Source organism: Shewanella holmiensis (assembly GCF_025370255.1).
Taxonomy (GTDB): domain Bacteria; phylum Pseudomonadota; class Gammaproteobacteria; order Enterobacterales; family Shewanellaceae; genus Shewanella; species Shewanella holmiensis.
In genome coordinates this window covers 1-23936 of sequence record NZ_JAMTCD010000029.1, presented here as the reverse complement: position 1 = coordinate 23936, position 23936 = coordinate 1, and the positions used below count along the sequence as shown (strand labels likewise).

Annotated in this window: 12 protein-coding genes; 3 read left to right on the top strand and 9 right to left on the bottom strand. The window is 44.2% G+C overall.

Annotation, left to right across the window (positions count from 1 at the left end; all coding sequences use genetic code 11):
- Nucleotides 1-114: 114 nt before the first annotated feature.
- The 9 genes from yghU to NE535_RS16535 all read right to left on the bottom strand — a co-directional run bounded on the left by yghU (nucleotide 115) and on the right by NE535_RS16535 (nucleotide 21964).
- Nucleotides 115-972, bottom strand: coding sequence for a glutathione-dependent disulfide-bond oxidoreductase (yghU, locus tag NE535_RS16575; RefSeq protein ID WP_261299711.1), 858 nt, complete (start codon nucleotides 970-972; stop codon nucleotides 115-117).
- A 97-nt stretch (nucleotides 973-1069) separates the two neighbouring features.
- Complete coding sequence (locus tag NE535_RS16570; protein WP_261299710.1) at nucleotides 1070-1840, bottom strand: substrate-binding periplasmic protein; 771 nt, start codon at nucleotides 1838-1840, stop codon at nucleotides 1070-1072.
- A 303-nt stretch (nucleotides 1841-2143) separates the two neighbouring features.
- Complete coding sequence (locus NE535_RS16565; RefSeq protein WP_261299709.1) at nucleotides 2144-2398, bottom strand: hypothetical protein; 255 nt, start codon at nucleotides 2396-2398, stop codon at nucleotides 2144-2146.
- Between the two features lie 95 nt (nucleotides 2399-2493).
- Nucleotides 2494-4149, bottom strand: coding sequence for an eicosapentaenoate synthase subunit PfaD (gene pfaD, locus NE535_RS16560; RefSeq protein ID WP_261299708.1), 1656 nt, complete (start codon nucleotides 4147-4149; stop codon nucleotides 2494-2496).
- Nucleotides 4150-4159: 10 nt separating this feature from the next.
- On the bottom strand, nucleotides 4160-9958 hold the full coding sequence (locus NE535_RS16555) for a hotdog fold thioesterase (protein WP_261299707.1): 5799 nt from the start codon (nucleotides 9956-9958) through the stop codon (nucleotides 4160-4162).
- Entirely contained in the window at nucleotides 9955-12069 is a 2115-nt protein-coding gene (locus NE535_RS16550; protein WP_261299706.1) for a PfaB family protein, read from the bottom strand. The genes NE535_RS16555 and NE535_RS16550 overlap by 4 nt, the downstream gene beginning before the upstream one ends.
- A 2-nt stretch (nucleotides 12070-12071) precedes the next feature.
- Nucleotides 12072-19967, bottom strand: coding sequence for a type I polyketide synthase (locus NE535_RS16545; protein WP_261299705.1), 7896 nt, complete (start codon nucleotides 19965-19967; stop codon nucleotides 12072-12074).
- Nucleotides 19964-20836 (bottom strand): COG3415 family protein, encoded by an 873-nt coding sequence (locus tag NE535_RS16540; protein WP_261299704.1) that lies wholly within the window; start codon nucleotides 20834-20836, stop codon nucleotides 19964-19966. Before NE535_RS16540 ends, NE535_RS16545 begins: the two co-directional genes overlap by 4 nt.
- 192 nt (nucleotides 20837-21028) lie before the next feature.
- On the bottom strand, nucleotides 21029-21964 hold the full coding sequence (locus tag NE535_RS16535) for an integron integrase (protein WP_261299731.1): 936 nt from the start codon (nucleotides 21962-21964) through the stop codon (nucleotides 21029-21031).
- Between the two features lie 362 nt (nucleotides 21965-22326).
- Between NE535_RS16535 and NE535_RS16530 the strand changes: the two genes are divergently transcribed.
- From NE535_RS16530 to NE535_RS16520, 3 genes are all read left to right on the top strand, one after another.
- Nucleotides 22327-22833 carry a GNAT family N-acetyltransferase gene (locus NE535_RS16530; protein ID WP_261299703.1) on the top strand — a complete coding sequence of 169 codons (507 nt, stop codon included), beginning with the start codon at nucleotides 22327-22329 and terminating at the stop codon, nucleotides 22831-22833.
- An 82-nt stretch (nucleotides 22834-22915) separates the two neighbouring features.
- A complete protein-coding gene (locus NE535_RS16525) occupies nucleotides 22916-23476 on the top strand; it encodes a hypothetical protein (RefSeq protein WP_261299702.1) in 561 nt (186 codons plus the stop codon).
- A gap of 128 nt (nucleotides 23477-23604) precedes the next feature.
- On the top strand, nucleotides 23605-23936 hold a 332-nt coding region (locus NE535_RS16520; protein WP_261299701.1), incomplete at its 3' end, for a hypothetical protein.

Here is a 23936-nt window from a genome sequence, read left to right as displayed (position 1 = left end):
GTTATTCATCAGATGATTAAAAGCTTAAACCGACCATTCATTAGCTTTGTCAGTTTAAGCTTATTTAAATTTAGCCTGCACAGGTGTAACTAAACGAAATGTTAGCAAACTATGTTAGGGTTTCAGTGCCAGCACCTTATCAATATCTGCTGCACTATGACGGTTAGGCACTTGTTCCCATACATCGCCCCAGGTTCTATTAACAATTCTACCTCGCTGCACAGCCGGGCGTTGCTCAATTACTTTTGCCCAGCGCATAACATGGGTATAACTGCCCACATCCAAAAATTCTGCAGCATTATAAAGGTTGCCTAATACGAGGTTGCCATACCAAGGCCAAATTGCGATGTCTGCAATTGAGTATTCATCACCACCAAAGTATGTATTTTTGGCAAGTTGCTTATCTAACAAATCTAATTGACGTTTTACTTCCATTGAAAAGCGATTAATCGGGTATTCAAACTTTTCGGGAGCGTAAGCATAAAAATGACCAAAACCACCACCAAGATAAGGCGCCGAACCTTGTAACCAAAATAACCAGTTCATCACTTTAGTACGGGCAGCAATCTGTGTTGGAATAAAGTGGCCAAATTTGTCAGCCAGATATAATAAAATCCCGCCCGACTCAAACACATTTATGGTTTCAGCACTTGAGTTATCAACTAACGCTGGAATTTTTGAGTTAGGGTTAACCTGCACAAACCCAGATGAAAACTGATTGCCTTCACCGATATTAATTAAGTGAGCATCATACTCAGCGCCACTTACGCCTAATGCGAGTAACTCTTCAAGTAAAATGGTGACTTTTTGGCCGTTAGGCGTTGCTAATGAATAAAGCTGTAAGTTGTGCTCTCCAACGGGTAATGATTGCTCATGACGCGCACCTGAATTAGGGCGATTAATACTGGCCCATTGACCGCCGTTTTCATTATCCATTGTCCACACAGCAGGCGGCGTATATTGATTTGTCATTATAAATCCTTGTTTAATTTTAAAATCTTGCTGTTGTACTCAGTGTGCAACGATTTAGGTTAGATTGGTTAATAGGTAATATTCAATTAGCTAGTAACTATTTCTGTGCCACAGCATTTTGTTTATCATTGGCAGATTTTTGTGGCGCTTCAAGGTTGGCAAGCACCTCGTTTTCTGCTTTTTGTAACAGAATATCGAGCTCACCACTGGCTTTCATTGCTTTGATAACAGCATCAATTTTAGGCACTAAAGCGGCATTTTTAGGGTTGATATAATGATAAAGCTCGAGTGTCGCAAGAGCGGGTGGCAGAGGTTTAATATAATCAATATTTAATTTTTTAATCGCATATAAACCGTCGGCGGTATTGGTTAATGCGATGCTGTTGTGACTAACACCTAAAGCCGTCATCATGCTTAATGTGTCATCATAATTGAATACATACTTTAAACCGTGAGTGATGTTGTCAGTGTGTTTCACTCCACGTACTTTGAATAAATTATGGTCGAGTAAATCGGCATTAGATGCCAACGTAATTTGGCTGTTTTTATGGACAAAAGCCATGGTTTCTAACTGATAATACGGTGTAGGTACGCGGATCATCGTCGGGTTTTCAACACCATAAGTCCATATCCGCATGATTTCGCCATCTTTATGTCCTGTCACGGCTTCTCTTTGAGCACGCTTTCCTGGCATAGGAGTAATGCTAATGGATAACCCTAGTTTGGCATAAATCTCAGGCAGTACTTTTGCCCCGACTTGTTGTTCAAATAAGAATTCGATAGAGGCAAATTGATAATCTTCAGTTTGGGCAACACTTACACTGCTAAAAACAATTGCAGCAAGGGCTAGTATAAAACGATACTTCATTGATAACCTTAACTCTCTATTTTTATGATGTTCGGCACTATGATGTTCGGCACTATGATGTTCGGCACTATGATGTTCGGCACTATGATGTTCAGCACATTGGTTTGCAGAACGTATATTCGTTTTAACATTATAGTGTTTGTCACTAAAAGAGTAGACCGTAATGATATATAGTTTATTTCAATCTTTGGCTATTAATGAGTAATTTGTTAATTTTTGCAACTCAAGATTATGCCAATTCAGGCAATAAAAAAGGCGCAAAATGCGCCTTTAATCATTAAAAATCAATGTATCACTTCTGTATTACATTAAAGATACGGCTTCCATATCCAGCTCAATATCCGTGCAACCTTTAGCACAGTAAATTCCAGGCGGTTTAGCACTGGGCTTAGCATTTTTTGTGTTCGGCGGTAATTGTAAGGTCAGCGGTTTATTGCATTCACTGCAGGTTGCGCTATTTCCTTTCATCATGCGTTTAATCAGATTTTTATGCTGATTAAATGAAGCTTGAGTCGTGTCATTAACGGCTGAAAAATCCAGTTTTTGCGTTTCGCTCATTACCATTACCTAGTGCAAATGTCTGTTAAAGAGTCAGTCTGTTAACAGACGTTATAAAATATTAAACCGAGTGCAAGTTCGCGTTTTTAAGCTAATTACTTCACTTGATCTTGTGGACGCCAGCGTTGAAGTTCAACAGGAACCGCCACACCTTGAGCCGTAAGTAAGTTAACTCTAGCTTGGTATGCGGCGCCGTGCATCATGTGTTTTGCTAAGTCTACCGCATTTCGCTTGGTATAATCATCTAAATAACTGCCTTTAGCCCATTCATTGAACGCGCCAAGTGCGGGACCCGCCCATATTTGATAATCCATTTCACGGCCAATCTCACCGGTATTGGACCAACGACTTGAAAGACCAAGATACCAGCGGAAAATTAATGCCATTTTACGTTTTGGGTTATCTTTAGCGCGTTCAATTTGCTTAGGGTCGCGTTCATTAAAATGCGCAACTGTACCCGCCCAAATATCATCTAAACTTGAACGGAACACTTGTTTTTCAAGTTTTTCACGCTCATCGGCTGGGATTGCCTCTATCGAGTCATAGCGAGTATAAATTTCATATAACTTGTTAGCACGCATAGGGAATAACGTGCCACGTTTTACCACCTGTAGCTTAACACCCATTTCAAACATGTCAGCCGCTGGCGCCATAGTGACATCGGCCATTTCGGTGGTCGCAAGCAGTTTGCGAGTATGCTCGCTGGCGCCCGCTTCAACACAAGCCTGGTTAATAGAGCCCGTTACAATAAAGGCGGCCCCCATGTTAAAGGTTGCCAATGCGGCATCAGGAGTGCCCACGCCACCACCGCATCCTACACGGATAGGAGTTTTGTATTGATATTTGGCTTGAATTTTATCTTTAAGCGCTAAAATGGTCGGCAATAAGGTCACTAATGGACGGTTGTCAGTATGACCACCTGAGTCGGCTTCTGCTGTAATGTCATCAGCCATAGGAACGTGTTGTGCCAATTCCATTTGTTCGGCAGTAATTAACCCTTCGTCTACTAGCTGTTGTAGCATTTTTACTGGGGCAGGCTCCATAAATTTAGTCGCGACTTCAGTTCGGCTAATTTTAGCGATCACTTTATTGCCAATTACTACTTCACCATGGTTGTCGCGGCTTAATCCTGCAGCTCGGTAGTAAACGATTTGCGGTGTTAACCCCAAAAAGGCTGAGGCTTCGACGGTGCGAACTTTATGTTTTAAAAATAGCTCGACACTGCCGCGTTCCAATGCTGGCTCACTTGGGCTGTGGATCAAGTTAAACATATATGGGCCATTTGGCAGTGCTGCTTGAATGCGATTAATGGCTTGTTCTACGCGGGATGGAATAAGACCTGCTGCGCCAAACGAGCATAAAATCCCAGCTTGCCCCAAGGCAATCACTAATTCTTCCGAGGCAATACCATTGGCCATAGCACCTGCGTAATAGGCGTATTTTACCCCATGAACGCGACGGAAATTACTGTCACCTAAGCTTTGGGTGCCAAGCGCTGGGGCAAAGGCACTGACGGGTAGGTGATGAGCGTTGGCATCATTACTCGCACTGCTTGATAGTTCATCTTGTTCGGTAATCACCTGAGCTTGCTGCGACACCCCTAAACCTTGCTCTGGGTGATTAATTAAATAGCATGACTTCGATAGGTCTTTTAATTTTTTACCCATATTTACAGGGTCAAAGCTGGCATCGCTTGAGGCTACTTGCCAAGGCCATGGAGAAAGCTTTTCGTTTTGGATACTTATTGTCATTATTATTCCCTTATGCCTCTTCAATACAGATAGCGATGTCTTTTACTTCATAAATACGTAAACCGTCTTTACTGAGGTTTGCGTCGCCAACAATAATGCGCTTACCGTTTTCATCTTTCACGGCGCTAATATGCACATCAAGTGACATTTGTTTGTTTAATGGGTTAATTTGACCACGATATTTCCATTTGATGTCTGACAATATTTGGCCAAATTTAGGGTTAGTGAAACCTTTGCCTAAATCGGTACTAATGGCATAAGTTTGCATCAACTCAATCACGGCTTCAACGCCTAATGACCCTGGCATAACCGGATCTTGATGGAAATGGAACTGGAAGAACCAATCGCTTGGATCAATGGTGCGTGATGCTGCAAGGTAGCCTTTGCCGTATTTACCACCAGTTTCGACAATTTCAGCTTTGTCGATAAAGTTTAACTGACCGCCTGCTAACGCATAATGCGGTTGATTGGCTGGCGGGTTAAACACGCGCGACTGTTTGTCTAACAAGTTTACACTGATATCCGCGGCGACATTATTATCAATATGCCAAGGCTGAGTGATTTTGCCGTTATCAATACCGAGCTGGTTTTTCAGTGCATCACCTTTAAAGTAACCAAATACCGCGCTACCGGTATAGAAAGGCTCACCATCAACGCTTAGGTCAAAGGTAAAGTTTTGAATGATATTACTGCCAGCAATGACGGTTGATAATAGCTTAGAATCATTGACGATTGTTTTGCCACGTAAGTCGACATGGCGTAATAATTTGCCACTGCCATCGAGGTTACGGAAAAACAGTTCTTGTCCAGGGAACCCTAATGTGGTGCCCATATAGCCAGAAATAAATCCGTTAGGTTGTAACGATATCTCCATTAACACTGAGTAAGGCATCACTGCGGGATGGCTGTTTTTAGTAAAATACCATGCATCAGCAGGGACTTCGTATTCAGCGATACACGATGACGGTTTTTTCAACTCGCCTCGTTTACCGTTAATTTCCACTACACGGGTGGTTAACTGTAAATCACCACAAGGTGTGCGTGGTGGAATTAAGCCGCGGTAAATACTGAAATCTGGCCCAAAACATTTTTCAATGTTACCCGTTGCAAACTCGAACATATGATAAGGCGTAAATGGCACGGTATCAGGTACGCGATTTGCGTATTTTGAATCTGGTGAAACACTTGGCGCTTCAACGTGTTTAAGTGGAATAACGCCCTTATTTGTTGGCGCACTTAAATCAGGAACTTGTGCCATTAATGGCGCTTTACCTTGGCCATTCACGCTGAGGTTTAATGTCTCTAGCGCAAGCAGCGGGTAGCGAGTACATTCGCTTTCTTCCTTAATCATGACGCCTAAGTTTTGGAAATCGACAACCACTTTACCATTAAGCAAAATATCAATATTGGCTTTGGCATAAGGACGCGGGCTAACACCGATTTCAGTAACTTCCATTCGGTAGGTTAATTCGCCATGTTGTGGTAAAACCTGACCACGACAACGCACTTTTTGTGACGCATTTTCAAGTGGTTGGAATCGCCCGTTGCTGACTAAGGTGTGCATACCAATGTGCAACATAAAGAACTGTAATAACTGACCACAGCCTTCAGCCATTAATGACCCAGCCATGACCTGATCACCTTTAAAATGGCATGGAAAATACCAATGATCAGGTGCAAGTTGTTTATGACCTTCAATTAAGCCTAAGCCCCATGCTCCACCATTGACGGTCAGCTTGCTCACTTGCTCAATCATTAAAAACTTTTCAGAAGCAAAACATAAAGACGGCTGAACACCGGTTTGAAGTTGATGATTGGCATGTTCGCCACCAAAGCAGCTACCGATATCACCTGTCAGTAAATGGTGTATCTGGCCATAAGTAAACTGGGTTTGTGCGCAATGCAATAATGGATTAAAACGAGGTTTGTTAGGATTATTGATAATCTCAAGGCGTTTTTTAATTTCGTCTTCGGTTTGAATCACGCCTTTACCGTCAGCAAGCTCTTGGTCGGTGAAGAAGCCTGCACAACCGCCATCCATTTTCAGAATCATCTTGTCGCCAACAAAACATTCATAGGAGAAGAAGAAGAGTAATGTATCACCATTGCTGGCAAAGTTATTGATTTTAATGTCGTAACGTAAGGTATCACCGCCACGAGGTAAATCTTCTAAGAAGGTTAAGGTGCAATCTAATAAACGATAAACGCGCTCACCTTTGTTTTCAAAGTCGATACCTAGATAGCTGATCAACATTAAATCACACTGGCCAGATTCAACCGCAACCGCCCAAGGGATTTGACCATCAACCAAGTAAGGCGCATCCACGGGAATATCGTATTCCGTGGTCATTGAGCATGGCTTATATTGGTTCATGGTCGCATCAAGTTTAGTTACCCGAGACACTAATAAGTAGTCAGTGGTCGGTAAACGGACGCGACGAGAATAGCTGTCAATAATGGCGTAGTCTTTACCAAATACTTTGGCAATATCACCTTCTGCGTATTCCACTAAATCAGCGTAATTCCAAATACACGGCTTATTGGCGGGAATGGGGGCCGTATAAGCGGGCACTTTGGCATGATTAGGCGTTAGTGCGGTTTGCAGGGCTTGTTTCGCCAGTACATTTTCTGCTTGAACCTTAACAGCCATCGGGGTAGCAGAGCCGTTGGCCTGAGCAAGCTGTTGCTTTAACAGGGTATCTGCCACTTTTAAGCCCGCATCACGGCTTTTCAAAAATGCCAAATGTGCTTGTTGAGCAAGCCACTGGTTTTGTTGAAAAGCGTTTAAATGCGCTGGAGGTATTGGGGTGGTTACAGGCGAAGATTGGATCTGTGCATGTTTAACAGGAGAAGCCGGTTTTAAATTTGGCATAATAATGGGTGTCGTCTCTGTTGAAGTCGTTGGTTCTGTCACCGACGAGGTAAACGCATTGCGATGGGTTTGAGTCATCGGGATGATTGAAATCGTTGCTGGCGAGCGCGTTACAGGCAAAATATGCGCACATTTCATTTGAATATCTGTTAGGGCGGTTAACGGAGTATCAATAATGTGCTGATAAATATCTTGCCCACCCAAACTGACTTGCTTAATTAAGCTTAATTTACTGCCTGCGGCTAACTGTTGGGTTAACGGTAAGCTCAATCTAGCATTTAAAGCGTGGCGTTGTGATGCCGACACAGATAAATCTATGTGTGAACATTGATCTTCACTAACCGTCACAACACTGGCATTAACTGCCGAGCTTTGCTGATTGAGTTGGATTAAGCTGTGTACGATACTCGCCATACCCGATGCGGCAAAACTGTGGCCCATCAAGTGTTGGGCTTGGGTTAAGGTATTTACACCTTGCGATAATTGCTGAAGAAGGTTTTGCCCCATTAAGTCTAATCGGCTTTCAGGCGATTGATTCAATTCAATTAAGTCAGCTGATTTAGCGAGAATATGGTCACTAACCTGATCTGCGCAGTAACGCGAGTTAAATTGCAAGCTCTCAATATTGGCATAGCTGGTGGCATTGCCTTGGGCGCTTGTTGACTCCGCGTTTTGGACTTGTAATACCATAGCTGCAGCGCCTTCACCGACATGCCATGCTGATAAAGCACTATCATCTGTGCCTAATGATGATAAACAAGCATTTTTTAATAGCATATTTTCTATGCTGCCAGATAAATCGACGGCTGCGATAATCACAGCATCAAGCGGTTCTTGATGTGAACTCAATGCAAACAGATTTTGGGCGACATCAATACAGCGGTTAACCGATTGCTCACCCGCTGAAATCGTAAAGGCTGGGCCATTAAAGTCCCACAATGATGAAATACGCGACGCCATAATATTGCCAATAAAGCTAGTGTACTGATTCAGCTTGGCGGCATCTAAAACGCTATCCATGGCGATAGTTTCAAGGGCTTGGTATTCATCTTCAGTTAACTGAACACCCTGTGAAGTTAAGCTGTCCGCTATTTGGCTATGTAGATTAACGCGGCCTCGGAATTGATGCAGTTCAAGCTCAGTTTCCATTGCCACTAATACGGCCACTTTGCTGCCAGGCGTTAACTTGGCATCGACAATTGCCTCATCGGCAACTTTCATTAATAACAGCTGCTGCGAGATTAAGCGGTCATCTTCATTGGGCGGGACTTTAAAGCGCAAGAAATCAAAATCAAACTGTTCAATGTAGCCGCCTTGTGGGGCAGCATGCAGGCCATGTTTAGCCAGCAATTCTGGGTGCTTTTCTAACCCTTTCCAGCGTTTAGCGGGAAGCTGAGTCATTAATGATTGCTGCTGTGTCACTTTAGTGGCAAGGGCGTTAATGCTACTGGCTTGACCAAAATGTGCCGCGATACCTGTGATGCTAAGCTCTTGTTGCGCAGCATTAAACTCACAAGCATTCGCTGTCGCATGACTTTTTACACCATTGTTGTCGTATGACTCAATGAGTAAATGCGCATTACAACCACCAAAACCGAAAACAGATACCCCAGCATGACGCACTGAATTCCCCGCTTTATCAGGCCATGGCAATACATCATTGGGTAGCGTTTGCTGACCAAACAACTGATTTGGCGAAGCTATCGGGCTACTGATATTAATGCTGGGAGGCAACACCCCTTGGCGCATAGCAAAGATCATTTTCATTATCCCTGGCATGCCAGCCGCGGTGAGCAAATGACCTAAATTAGATTTAGCTGAACCAATTAAGGGCGTGGCGCTGCCGTTGAGTTTATCCTCAAAGAATCGCTCCATTGAGGTTAACTCAACCTTGTCGCCAAGTGGCGTGCCCGTGGCATGGCATTCAATCACTTCAATGCTGGCAGGGGCGATGTTGGCTTCGCGATAGGCTCGCTCAAACGATAACACCTGGCCTTTGCTATTTGGGCTAAGCACAAATTGCCCTTTACCGTCGTTTGATAACCCTATGCCACTGACAAGCGCATAAATATGATCACCATCGCGCTCGGCATCTTCAAGCCGTTTTAGTACCAGAACGCCAGCACCTTCACCGGCAAACAACCCTTTACTGTTACTGTCAAAAGGCGCTGAAATGCCATGATCTGGATACGCATGGAAGATTGAAAACCCCATATTAATAAAGAAAGGGTCTGCACCTGATACTGCGCCAGCAAGCATGATATCGGCTTTGCCTGTGTGTAAATAATCACAAGCTAACTTAAGGGCGTAAACTGAACTTGCACAGGCGGCATCAAGGCTTAATTGCGCTGCGCCTAGCCCTAAAGCATCAGCAACCAATTTTGAGGCGTTATGGGCAATCGCGCCATTGCGATAGTTAATTTGCTGTGGTTGCTGCTCACCAAAACGTTGTAATACAAAGTTTGGCTGGGCCAATTTAACCTGTAAGGCTTTTTCTACCGCATCGTGATAAAGCGGTACAAACAGTTCATTTGATTTAGCTGTCGGGAATGACAAGGTGCCCATGACAATACCCGTACGCGCTAAACGATGATCGTTTAAGTCAATGCCAGCATCAGCTAATGCATTACGTGCGGTATCTGTTGCCCATAAAAAACTGTCATCTAAACCGCTAAATGCACTGGCTGGAATGTGATAATCGTTGGCGTTAAATTGAAAATGTTGAATGTAGCCGCCTTTATCGCAATAGAAACGATCTGATTGGCCTTGAACCCCTGTGTATTCTTGAGGTTTTGCATTTAACTTTTCATTGCTGATTTGACTGCGAGAATCTTTTTTATCCAGCAAATTTTGCCAAAACTTTGCCGGAGTATCGGCATCAGGATACTGATTGGCTAAACCCACTATGGCAATTTTTGATGTGTTATGAGAACTCAATGGGGTTCTCCTTCTGAAATAAGGTGAGGTGTCTCAGTCGATAAAGACGAATGACCACAAGCCTGCAATGATTCAGTTGCGCGCGTAATAGCACAATCAATGCTATCGATAAACGGGGCAAAAGACATAGGTACCTGATGGCTGAGTAGTTGACCTAAACATTTCAATAAACTGATACTTTCATCAGCGCCTTTGGCATTAACGGCGATAGCCTGAGCTTGATGGCAAGCCTGACTAGGCAAAATTTTGTCGATTAATGTGGTGGTTTGTCTGTCTGCACCCATTTCAACAAATAAGCGGCTACCGTGCTGATAAGCCTTAGCGATAAGCTGAGTAAAATTCAGTTGATGGCAAAAGGTGTCGGCAATCGATTGTGCAATGGCATCTGAGGTTAACTGAATTGGCTGAGCTTCAGTCGCGGTAATAAACTTTATCGCATCAGGTAAAACATCCATTAACGGCTGATGATAAAACTGTTTCACTTGCTCAATAATTTGCATCGCCGGTAAAGTGTGCATGGCGGTGACTTTATTTGAGGCAATGCCACGCTTACCCGCTTGCTTTAATAACGCCTTACAGCTTGCCTCACACCCAGCAACCACACAGGTATCACCTTGGATGATGGCAATGTACGTCCGCGGGTATTCAGCAAGGTAAGGGGCCAACTCTTCAGGTGTTGCCCGTGTGACAAAACTATTCCACACAATGTCATCCGTTGGCAGTAGTTGCCAATCTTGTCGCACACAGTTTAATGGGCCTGAAATATCTTGGGTAAAAATCGAGCTGGTTTGGGTGGCGTCAATTAAGCTGTGTGGTTGTTGCCACACCTCTAAACTGGCCCACATTGACGCTTCGCCCATTGAATAGCCTAACGCTAATTTAGGCTTAATATTGAACGTTTTAGTCAGCAATTTAGTCAATATATAGCTGGCACCTACGCCCGAAATTGCCAGCTCTGACAGGCTCATATTCTGGGTTGAACCATCCGTTGCATAAACATGCTGGCTTTGTAACATGGCTTGTAAATCGCCCTGTTTTTCAAGTTCAGCGTAAAGCGCAGGAAAAGTATGCCCAAGGTGTTTAAGCATATTGGGATAAACCGTGCCCACACCTGGGAATACAAAACTTAGGCCTTCATTACCCAAAGGTGTTGAGGTAAAACAGCTGCCAGCAGGGGTTTTATAGTGTAACGGTTCATCGCCATTTATGCCCGCTAGAGCACTTTGCATGGCAGACACTTCAGCACACAAGGCTGCATAGCTTGTCGCCATAACAACAGCGGTGAATTTATGCGGTTCACTATTGGCAGTATATTCAATCAGCTGCTGTTTAATGAATTGCAGCAAGGGCAAAGTGATAGCTGCGTCATCAGGTTGATTAGCGGTGCTATTCATGTTGCTATGCGTTAACTCAGTTAATTGCCCTGCTAAGCCTGATAACTGTACCTGTAGCTCAGCTATCGTAGCTGCGCTAATGGGCAGCCATAATCGATGTTGATTGAGCAAAGGCTTAGCCGCTAGCACTTCAGTGCCCTGGGTTAAAATAACCGCTTGATGCGAATCATCACTCATCGAGCTGCTAAATGCTGCCACCCGACTTTGGTGAAAATCGCAAAACCAATAGTTAGGCTCTGTGTTGCTTTGATTATCATCTTGTGGACATTGACGATGTGCCATTGCGCCGACTAACGCATGTAATTGTTGTAACTTATGCTTGGCCGAGCCGGCTTTTGCAGTCTTAACTATGGGGGAAATGTGCAAGCGTTTAGCATGGGTCAATGCCTGCTTTATCGCGTCATCACTGTTGGTTGCAATGCCCACACCGTTAATAAAGGCATGTGGATGAATACTATTTTTGGCCGCGCAAAGTGCTGGAATAAGCCATAATGTATTGGCCAAATTAATGATCATATTTGGCTGTTCACCCAGTAACTTGGCCGCAGTGGCTAGCGCCTGTTCAAACCCAAGTGGATTGGATTCATCAAGCGCAATCACCTGACTGTCGACGAGGGGAAGGGCGCTTGGCGGGTTAAGCAACACCGCGATGCGCAATGGCATCAAATGATGTTGCTTAACGGCTTCAGCTAATTCCTTGCTGGTAAAGGTGCTCATAATCAAATTGAGCCCTCAACTAGGTTACTGTTGCTTGGGGCAAGGCTTGGGTTGCGAGGTGCAATAAAAGCCTCATTCAAGCTTTTGCTAATAGTGGTTTTCGCAGTCGACATAATGCAACTTAATCTGCCGTCATTATGGTAAAGCGCCACGTCGGCTGTAAGCGAACGACTACTGCTTTTAATGACCGACAACACGATATAACCTTGGTCACCTGATGCAAACGGGGCATAGGTAGTTAGTTCGCCAATACTTGATGGTAAACTGGCTGCATCATGTTTAATTCGTGCCCACACTAGCATGGCCTGCAGCAACAAATCTTCAGCAAACGCCTGACTGCCACCCAGCATTAGCTGAGGCGCAAAGCCCAAACAATCATTCGGGTTGATTTGCGGTAATTCAACTTTACACACTAGTTGCTGATCGTCTGCAATCAATACTTGCTTTATGCCTTGCAAACGAGGGCCGTGAAATAAGCTGCCGTTACTGTACAGCTCTGTATCAGTGCTGATAATACCGGCTTCACTCGCACCTTGTTTTGCCTGACTGACGCTACTTGGCAAAGTGTTGGAGGCATTATCAAGTTGGCTGTGGTTTATCAACTTGGCTTGATATTGCGGTCTTAATACACTGTTGCTGTCAGCGCTTTGCATTCTGCTGGCGATTAACGCATTTAAGCCTGATTCAGTTTGGGTCAGGGTTAAAGTTAAAACCTGTGGCTCGTCAGTGTCGAATATGATGCCTTTGAGTAACTTATAATCTTGAACGCAAACCGGTTGACCACACAGTATCTGCGCGGTTTCACGCATCCACTGAATGGCACACACGGTTGGCAGTACTGGATTACCCGCTATGCAATGGTCTTCAATAAAAGGCATTGCAAGCGGATTAAGTACACGTTCAACGCTATAAGTGTTATTCACACCTGTAAAAGATAGTGTCAGCGAACCCTCGGCAATAGGCGAAGAGTCCGCATTAAGCTTTTTTACAGCGGCACCTGATTTATCAGCATTGCTATTGTCTGAGCCTTGCATGTCTGAGCCAATCAGCAGTTGCACGCCGGTTTCAGAAAGCAGGCTGTGGGCAAACAAATTGGCACCTTTATCTAAAGGAATAACGTACACGCCGCGCTCAACAAACATTTTCTTTAACGCTGAACTGACCATGCCACCGTCCCAAGGGCCCCAGTTAAAACTCATCACTTTAGCTTGCGGATACCTTGCCGCTAGCTGCAGTGCCGTTTTATTGAGGATCTCATTTGACATTGAATAGTCACTTTGGCCTGTGTTGCCATAAAAGCCCGCGGCAGATGAGAACATCGCCACTAACTTAAGTTTACTCGCATCAATGGCATTGATGATGCCGGCAAAGCCAGACACTTTGGTGCCATATACTCGGCCTAATTCAGTTAAGGTTTTATCCTGAATATGCTTATCAGCTAATACGCCAGCACCGTGAATAATACCGGTAATCGTTTTTCCTGATGACTTTTCTAAAGCGGCTAAGGTTTGTTTAATCGCGGCATCTGAACTGACGTCCATGCTGATATATTGTGCACTTGCGCCAACAACTTTAAAGGCTGCTAGTGAGCGATCAATCTCTAAGCTACTGGTAATCGGCCACACAAGCGCATCAATTTGTTTAGGTGTTGGCTTGTTTCCTTGCGATTGAATAAACGCAATAGCAGCGGCTTTTAACTCGTTGGCTTTTTTGCCTTTAGCCCATGCAGGAAGGTTGGCGGCTAAATGCTCGCTACGTCCTGCAAGGATAAAGTGAGATTGGGTTTGCTTGGCTAGCGTTAGCGCACATTCAAAGGTTACTCCCTTTGCGCCACCGGTAACCAGTACGGTATCTTCGCGGTTTAAACGGCTTGCTTGATAACGCGTTTGGGCGATCGTAGTTGCTGTTAGCGTGTGGCGACCTTGCTTGCTAATCCCAATTTCGGTTGTTGAAGTATCAACATCAAATAGCTCTGCAACGACAGCTTGGGCTAACTCTGCCGCTTCAAACTGTGGGGCAATATCTAATGCGCGGCAAAATACCTTTGGCCACTCGTGGCTTAATGTTTTGCTTAAGCCAGAAAGTGCTGCCTGGTTTAGCTCAGCAGTCATCAGGGCTTGGTTATCTAAGTAGCCAAATCCGCCGTCAATACGGCTAACTGTCATAAAGCTTACGCGTTCAGTTTGAGATAACGCCTCAAAGCCTTTTTGTAAATGTTTTGCCATCAAGAAGGCTTGCTCAACTGCGCTAAAGCCTGCTTCGCTTAATGGCAATGTTCCTTTAGCGGCAAGTTGCGGTTGTAAGTGAACAAAAGCGGCTATTTTATGCTTTGCTGCGATTTGTTGAATGACTTTGGCAACAGCATCATCACTGACATCCGTTAACACGAAGCTAGCAATTGCACTGCTTAGTGGCGACTGCGCACTTGTAATGGTTTTAGGGCTTTGAATTACGGCGACGGTTAAGCCAGTTGCGACTAATTTCTCTGCTAATACGCCAGCATTATGTCCATCATCATTGATGACGATGCAGGCATCTTTAGAGAAACAGCCAACTAATTTATCCGCCGCTGGTAGCTTTTTTAGCGCGACTTCCTGATGAGGAGGTAAGTCTGCAGCAAGTTCCGCTGTAGCTTGCTGAGCATCCATTTGTGCAGCTGAACTCGTTGTTGTTAACGCGCCGCCAGCAGGTAATTTGCTGTTCATGTAAGCCACGATTTCGCCTAAAGTACGACACTCAGCTAAATCTTCTGGGTTTAATTCAGGTAAGCCGGGTAACTCATCTTGCACTGTGCCTAAAATTTCCACACGCTTGATAGAGTCAATGCCAAGGTCGGCTTCCATATCCATGCTTAACTCAAGCATTTCAGTAGGGTAACCGGTTTTATCTGCCACAACTGACATCATGGTGCTTTGTACTAACTGAGCACTCAAGCCGCTGTTTGCCGATACTGGCGCCGAAGTAACTGTTGCTTCGATTGGGCTTGCGCCTGCAGCTGGCAATTTGCTGTTCATGTAATCAACGATTTCGCCCAATGTACGACACTCGGCTAAATCTTCTGGGTTTAATTCTGGTAAGCTGGGTAACTCATCTTGCACTGTGCCTAAAATTTCCACACGCTTGATAGAATCAATGCCTAGGTCGGCTTCCATATCCATGCTTAACTCAAGCATTTCAGTAGGGTAACCGGTTTTATCAGCCACAACAGACATCATGGTGCTTTGTACTAACTGAGCACTCAAGCCGCTGTTTGCCGATACTGGAGTCGAAGCAACTGTTGCAGCGGCTGTTGCAGTGACTGATGCAGCGATTGGACTTGCGCCTGCTGCTGGCAACTTGCTGTTCATGTAATCAACGATTTCACCTAAAGTACGACACTCGGCTAAATCTTCTGGGCTTAATTCTGGTAAGCCGGGCAACTCATCTTGCACTGTGCCTAAAATTTCCACACGCTTGATAGAATCAATGCCAAGGTCCGCTTCCATATCCATGCTTAATTCAAGCATTTCAGTAGGGTAACCGGTTTTATCTGCCACAACTGACATCATGGTGCTTTGCACTAACTGAGCACTCAAGCCGCCGTTTGCCGATACTGGAGTCGAAGCAGCTGTTGCAGTGGCTGTCGTAGCTAATGGGCTTGCGCCTGCTGCTGGCAACTTGCAGTTCATGTAATCAACGATTTCACCTAAAGTGCGACACTCGGCTAAATCTTCAGGGCTTAATTCAGGTAAGCCGGGTAACTCATCTTGCACTGTGCCTAAAATTTCCACACGCTTGATAGAGTCAATGCCGAGGTCAGCTTCCATATCCATGCCAAGTTCAAGCATTTCAGTAGGGTAACCGGTTTTATCTGCCACAACTGACATCATGGTGCTTTGTACTAATTGAGCACTCAAGCCGCTGTTTGCCGATACTGGAGTCGAAGCAGCTGTTGCAGTGGCTGTCGTAGCTAATGGGCTTGCGCCTGCTGCTGGCAACTTGCTGTTCATGTAATCAACGATTTCACCTAAAGTGCGACACTCGGCTAAATCTTCTGGGCTTAATTCAGGTAAGCCGGGTAACTCATCTTGCACTGTGCCTAATATTTCCACACGCTTGATAGAGTCAATGCCGAGGTCAGCTTCCATATCCATGCCAAGTTCAAGCATTTCAGTAGGGTAACCGGTTTTTTCAGCAACCACATCTAGCATGGTGTTAAGTACTTTGTCAGCGCTTAGACCTGAGCTTACCGCCACAGGCGCTGCCGTTACAGGCGTTACTGGCGCAGCAGCAACGGGTGCTGGGACGTTAACCGGTGTGACTTGAGGCGCAGGCGCTGACATTGCAACAGGCTGCGGTGTTGGTGTAATAGGCGTTTGCACCACAGCTTGAGCAACGGTTTGTTGAACTGGCTGCTGAACCTGTGCTTGAGTCGCTATTGGTTTAGCAACCTGAGCGACTGGCGCGACATGTGTATTTTGAGTAAATGCGACAGGCGCCTGGCCAGTTAACATTGCTAAGGCATGTTGGTGAGATTGCGCTTGTTGCTCAAGGAACAAAGTATGGCTTTGTAAGGTTTGTGCCTGGTGCTGGTGAAATTGCGCCATTGACTGCTGCAAGCTGTCAGGGATAGTTAAACCCGATGCGGCCATTTGAGTTTGCGCCGCCATGAGCGTGGCAAAAGTGTCGCCATATTGCTGAGGAATGGCTAAAAACTGTTGATGCAATTGTGCCGTTTGCTCTTGAGCGGCAAAAAATGCGCTAATGCTGTCAGTATTTACCGCTGCTGAGGACGATTGCACTGCTGTAGTCGGGCGGCTAACAGGCGTATGGCATACGGCTGAAGGCGTGGCACCTGCTTGTGGTACTTCAATATATTCAGTTTTAATCACTTCTTTTTCCACTATCTTTTCTACAATTTTTTCGACAGGCACTTCAACCTTCACTTCAACTTGCTTAGGCGCAACTTGACCGGTTTCCAACGATTGCTGCATTTTCGCTTTAGTCGCTGGGCTAATGAAGTTAGTGGCGGTGAGTTTGACATTCATTGGCGATGATTTGGCTAATTCAGCAATCGGCGCTTGGTATGGATCAACCTCTGTTAATGCCAAGCCTAAAACCGCAAGCTGAGTCGCCGCTTGACGCAATTGCGTATCGCTGTTTCCTTTCGGGTTTGGATTCAGGCTTACCACACTGACGGCATCACTTTGATTGCCTAAGGTGCCTTCAACCAGTTTTTGGAGAATGTTTTTCGGACCAAACTCAACAAACACTCGAGCACCAGCATCGTACATGGCTTTTAGCTGATCACTGAAACGCACTGACTGCAGCATATGCTCGCTAAAGGCAGCTTGAATGGCTTTAGGATCTTTTGGATGTAGCTTACCTGTGCCATTGGCATAGAGGTTGACTTTAGGCTTAGCAAATTTCACTTTGCTGATGGCTTTGGCAAAAGGCACCTGAGCATGGGCAACAAGTGGCGTATGGAAAGCGCCCGATACAGGTAATGCGATGGCTTTAAAACCCAATGTCTGAATGGCTTTGGCCGCATCAGCTGTGGTATTGGTTGGGCCTGCAATCACTAACTGAGTTGGCGAGTTGTAATTAGCAACCTTCACGCCGTCAAAGTCTTTAATGCAAAGCTCAAGCTTATCAATGTGGGTCGCATCCGCGTTAGCTGGCAGGATCACCGCATACATAGCGCCAGCATCTTGGTCTTTAGGCGTTGCCGCCATTGATTGGCCGCGGGCAAAGGCTAGCTGATAATAATCCTCAGAGCTAATCACTCCCGCCGCGCATAATGCTGACAGTTCACCAAAACTGTGGCCAGCAACCATATCGGCTTTAAAGCCTGCCTGACTGAGTAATTGATATTGTCCCATGCTAACAGCGCCAATCGCGCTTTGTGCATTAGCCGTGTTGGTCAATGCCGCTTGTTGCGCAGCAATATCATTGGCTTCAAATGCAGGAATAGGGAATAAGACCTGCGATAACAGTGATTGCTTGTTTTTGGCAAACACCTTGTCGGCTAGCATTAACTGCTGACGCATTTCAGGGTAATGACACGCAAGGTCGATACCCATATTGACGTATTGTGAGCCTTGACCAGCAAACAACGCCGCAACTTTGACCTCAGCATCACTTGAGACTAGCGCCTCATTACGGAAGCTGGTTCCCGAAGGTAATTGCCACGCATTACTGGTGTTGCTTGTTAGCTGGGCAATTGCTTGAGTCAGTTGTGTCACCAATTCAGTGAGTGAGCTGACCACCATACCGATACGGGCGGCTTTGCTATCAATTGCGCTAATTGCAAAACGCTTAGCTAACTTAGCTAATTCAATTTCAACTAGGTTAGGTGTGCTAATGTTTAAGGCTTTTACTTCATTGAGTAATTGAGTTAATTCAGTTTCAAGCGCAGCTTTATTGCTGGCACTAATCAATAAACTTTGAGCCACAGCGCGATGACGGTATTTGGCATCACGTTGATGGTCTTGAGTATATTCTTCAAGAACCACATGGAAGTTAGTACCACCAAAACCAAATGAGCTAATACCCGCACGGCGAGGCGTATCATCGGCGCGAGGTAACCAAGGGCGAGTTTCAGTATTAAGGTAAAAAGGTGAGTCATCTATGCCCAATTTAGGATTAGGCTTACTCACGTTAATGGTTGGCGGTAACACTTTATGGTGCAGTGCCAGTGCCGCTTTAATGACACCCGCAGTACCAGCCGTTGATTTGGTGTGACCCACCTGAGACTTAACCGAACCCAGCGCAATGTGTTGCTTGGTATCATTGCCTTCTGCAAACACCGATTTCAAGCCATTAAACTCGGCCACATCGCCAGCAGCAGTACCGGTACCATGCGCTTCAATTAAACCTATGGTGTGCGGTTCAAATCCGGCGTCATCGTAGGCACGTTTTAATGCTTTGGCTTGGCCTTCAGGGCGCGGGGCGTAAATACTTTTAAATTTACCATCAGATGAAGCACCAACACCTTTAATCACCGCATAAATACGGTCACCATCACGCTCTGCATCTTCAAGACGTTTCAGCGCCACCATGCCAATACCTTCACCAATCATCATGCCTTTTGAATCGATATCAAAAGGTTGGATAGTTTCGTTGGTGGTAAATGCCGGTGTTTTAGAGAAGCTCATATACATAGATGGCGAGTTATCGGTACACACACCACCGGTGATCATCATGTCGCTACGACATTCAGTTAATTCGGTCAGTGCCATACGCAATGCTGCTAAAGAGCCTGCACATGCGGCGTCGACCACACAGTTCATCCCGCCTAAATCAAAACGGTTTGCGATACGACCCGCAATCACGTTACCCAGTGAGCCAGGGAATGAGTTTTCTTCCCAGTGAACATATTGGTCTTGGAATTTTTTGATTAGCATTTCAGTGTCAGCATCACTCAGTCCGCTGCTTTTGAACACTTTTTTTAGTACTGGGTATTGTAAACGCCCACTTAAGCTGTGATTCAGTTTTTGACCACCACCCACACCCAAGGTAATACCAATACGGTCGGTGTCATAATCTGCACCCACGCCAGCATCGGCTAATACTTCTTTAGCCACAATCAGCGACAGCAATTGCGATGAATCAGTTAATTCAAGAATATTAGGCGGCAGGCCAAACTCCATTGGATTGAAGTCGACTTCAGGTAAAAAACCACCGCGCTTACAGTAGCTTTTGTCCGGCGCAGATTTGTCTGCATCGTAATAATCTTCAATACGCCAATGCGTGTCAGGCACTTCGGTAATGGCGTCGATTTTTTCGCTGATTAAATCCCAAAATTTATTCAAATAACGAGAATTAGCAAAAATGCTGGCCATGCCAACAATTGCAACAGGCATATCTTTTAAACGCTTATTAAGACGCTTATCGGTATTTTTTTTGGATTGGCTCATTGTGAGTCTCCGTTTGATGACAGTGGGTTAGTCATCTGATGTAGGGATTCAGCTGCGTTAGGTTTAACATTGTTAGGCTTAGCAACTGCTAGACTTGCTCCAGGAAATCGAGCAAGAAAACTGTGATAGTTGCGCACAAGCAACTTTCGTAAATGAAATGGACCGTGTTTTAAAACGTGTGCCATGTAGCGATTACTCGCCTGAGCATGGCTATCTTGATAAATATCTAAGTAAACCCAATCAGATTTAAAGTCGACCCCTAAAAGCACTGAGTAGGCTTGATGTTCGGTCAGTTTTGGCGGAATACTGAGCGAAACCACTTGCACTACATTGTCAGGATCAGGGCTGGGTAAGGCCAAGGTGTCGGCTAAGGTTTGTGGGTTTACGGTATAGGTTTGAATGTTTGCCCCCTGAGTAACCGGGAGCTGATTGAAGAATTTTTCAGGCACGAAAGGGCTATCGAATTCGTCAAGCTTAGAAACCCCAAAGCGCTTTAAACATCGGGCTAAGCCTGAGCGTGACACATTGGGATTAATAAATTCTTGAGTGACTTTTAATAGTCTATCTAAGGGCATTTTTAATTGATAACGCAGCCCCAACATCACGTATTCTTCCATCGGTGACAAGGTGGTATTGAGTTTGTGAGGGGTATTGGGGGTGTTATCAATGGAGTCGCGTTTGCGCCACTTGCGAACGGTGGCTTCACTAATATTGAGGATTTTAGATAACTGACTCACGCTTAAATCAGATTCTTGAATAAACTGACGCATCTCAGGCGTGGTGGTCGCATTACGATGGTTAACCGTTTTTTTACCCGCTATCTCATCTGTTTTTGCTATGTCTGTTAGCTTATTAGTCTTTTGGGTCATCGAGACGGCATATCCGAATAATCTACTGGGACAGCCGGGTCACTCAAGCGCTGACCAAGCGTTAAATCCACTTAAATATAGTAAGAGCATGGAGACTACCTGAGGTTTCGTTTCGATACAATCACCCGAAACTAAAAACTGTGACCTAGAAGATTAAACAATGTAAATGTTAGTGTGCGATTTAGGGTTTATTTACCTTATGTAGTCCATTGGGCTGACAATACCGGTTTGATGTAAGCCAGCGACATGGGTATATATTTGCGTTGTTTTTACATCATTATGACCCAGTAGTTCTTGCACGGTTCTTATATCATGGCCACGTCTGAGTAAGTTTGTTGCAAAAGAATGCCTGAAAGTATGGGCTGTCACTCGTTTGGTTATTGGTGTTTGGCTAACCGCTTTTTGTAATGCTTTTCTAAACGTTGTGGGATCAATGTGATGCCTGCAAATATAGCCATCTACGGGATGTGAGACACAATGTATCGAGGGAAAAAGATATTGCCAATGCAATAACTTAGCACTAGTGCCAAACTTTTTTATTAGGCTAGGTGGTAGGGAAGCCATACCTAAACCCTTATTTAAGTCAGTTAAATGAGTGTGGCGTACGTGATTAATTTGCTGTTCGACTAACTCATTCGCCATTTGCGGTAAAATGCACACGCGATCTTTTTTACCTTTTCCTCGGTAAACAAACAGGGTCTGATTTTGAGTATCAATATCTTTTATGCGTAAGGTTAATGCCTCTGTAAGCCTAAGCCCTGCACCATAAAGTAAGATGCCTAGAAGTTTATATTTTCCTGTTAAGCGTTCAATAATTAACTTTGCCTCAGAATCTTCAAGCACTTGGGGAATGCTGCTGGGTGGTTTTGCATAAGGGAATTTCAAATCATCGGTGTTAATTGCAAGTACATGTTTGAACGCAAAAACAAGTGCGCACAGTGCCTGTTGCTGGGTACTGCTAGACACTTGCTTACTATTGGCCAGAAAAGTCAGAAATTGTTCAATATGTAATGGTGTAATTTGTTTGGCCGAGGAAAATTTAAAGTGCCGAATAAAGTAACGGTTCCAATACAAATATGATTTCTCAGTTTGATAACTGTAATGGCGCACTCTTATTTGTTCTTTAATCGAGCCTAATTAACCGGTATTTTTCATCAATTCGCCCGCTTTCATTTATACCTGTATGTTTATACAGTTATAATGGTTTTCGGTTGATTTACGAATTATCAGGTCAAAAATCATACATAAGTAGTAGGTGATATTGAAGCGAGAATTTTGTAAGGTGTTATTTTTTTAGTGTTTTTCCAGCAAGCAAGTAGAAAAATAATATTGAAAAACATTTTGCACGCTTTTTTTTGCAATTGTTGAAATAAAAAGTGCTTTACATCAATAAGATAGCAAATGTAGGATGTTATTAATCAATAACTTAAACGGCCGACATTGAATGATGCGCCGTTCAATAAGCTGTTAACCCTCAAGGAGATATCCGATTGAGTCTCAATATTCGAAAAGAACAACCAAAGGATTCTCAAAGTATTCATGAGGTTACTGTTGCCGCCTTTCTTGAAGCACCACACAGCGATCATACCGAGCAATTTATTGTTAAAGCACTTCGTGAATCAGGCGCATTGTCAATTTCACTTGTTGCAGAAGATGAAAGTAATGTCGTTGGGCATGTGGCGCTTTCTCCGGTTACTATTTCTGATAGTACAGATAGTTGGTATGGTCTTGGCCCAATCTCAGTTCTTCCCAATAAGCAGGGAAACGGTATTGGCTCAAAGCTTATGAGTGCCGCTATCCAAGAGTTAAAGGATATAAAAGCTAAAGGTTGTGTGTTACTTGGAGACCCTGGCTATTACCATCGTTTTGGCTTTAAACCTAGAGAAGGTTTAGTACTTCCTGGTGTGCCACCTGAATATTTCCAAGCTTTGGTATTTCAAGGTGATTTACCTCAAGGAAGCGTTACTTACCATGAGTCTTTTTCAGCAAAGGGTTAACAAGTCAAAGCACTCGGACGCAGCGAAGCTGCGCCGGTGTTTGAGGCGTTAGCCTTTAAAATATTGTTAAGGAGTGTCAATAATGGCAGAGATTGAAATTAAATTAGAGCGAGCTAATGTTGAAGAGCTCTTTTCACGTTATAAAGACATAATCGGTAAAGATTTTCCTGGTTATCGAAACCATGTATATCGCACTATAACTTACGCTATGCATTTTCTAGGTAATGACCCCAAATTGGAACGTTTAGTGGAAACCATTTTTGTTTATCATGATATAGGACTATGGACAGATCATGAATTGGCATATTTAGAGCCATCGGAAACCGTTGCGTTAGAAGATAATCAAAAGTATGAGTGGGGGTTAGACCCTGAGGTTCTTCGAGGTGGTATTCATTGGCACCATAAAATTTTTTCTTATAAAGGGCAACATCAAAATATTGTCGAAGCCTGCCGTAAGGCTGACTGGATTGATGCATCGAAGGGACTTATTCGCAAAGGCCTTAATAAATCGGCTATAAAAGAAGTCGAATTAGCATTTCCAAATTTAGGTTTTCATGACACATTGCTACGTCTTGCAAAAGATTATGGTGGTTCCGCATTGATCGGCGGTATAAAAGTTACCCGTGGCATCGTAAAATGGTAGTAAAATTAAAGGCTAACAAGTTGCTCAAACGGACAAATTACAGTTGGTTGGCGCTTCGCGCATTATAACCAACAGTAATTTGCCCCTTAGCAAAGCGTTATGTGCCAGCGCTGAACGGGAGTCACGCCGTGAATAGATTATTATTTTTAGTTGTACTAGCTATCTTCCCCTGCATGGCAAATGCGTCAGATCCAACGCCACTTATTGAAATGTTTGTAGAGTGGCCACTACTATTTATGTCAGCAATATTGTGTCTCTTTGCATTTTTGAAATTTAAGAACTCGCTAATCTCCAATCTTGCTTTACTCTTGTTTCACTTGTTGGTTCTTGAGTGGTTAACAGAGGTCGATTACATGACAAATAATGGAGATATGATATGGCTCTCACTAATAATAAATATTATAGGTGTGGGTTTAGGGTTTTATAAGATCAGTCGTAAAAGCAGTTCCGATAATGGCGC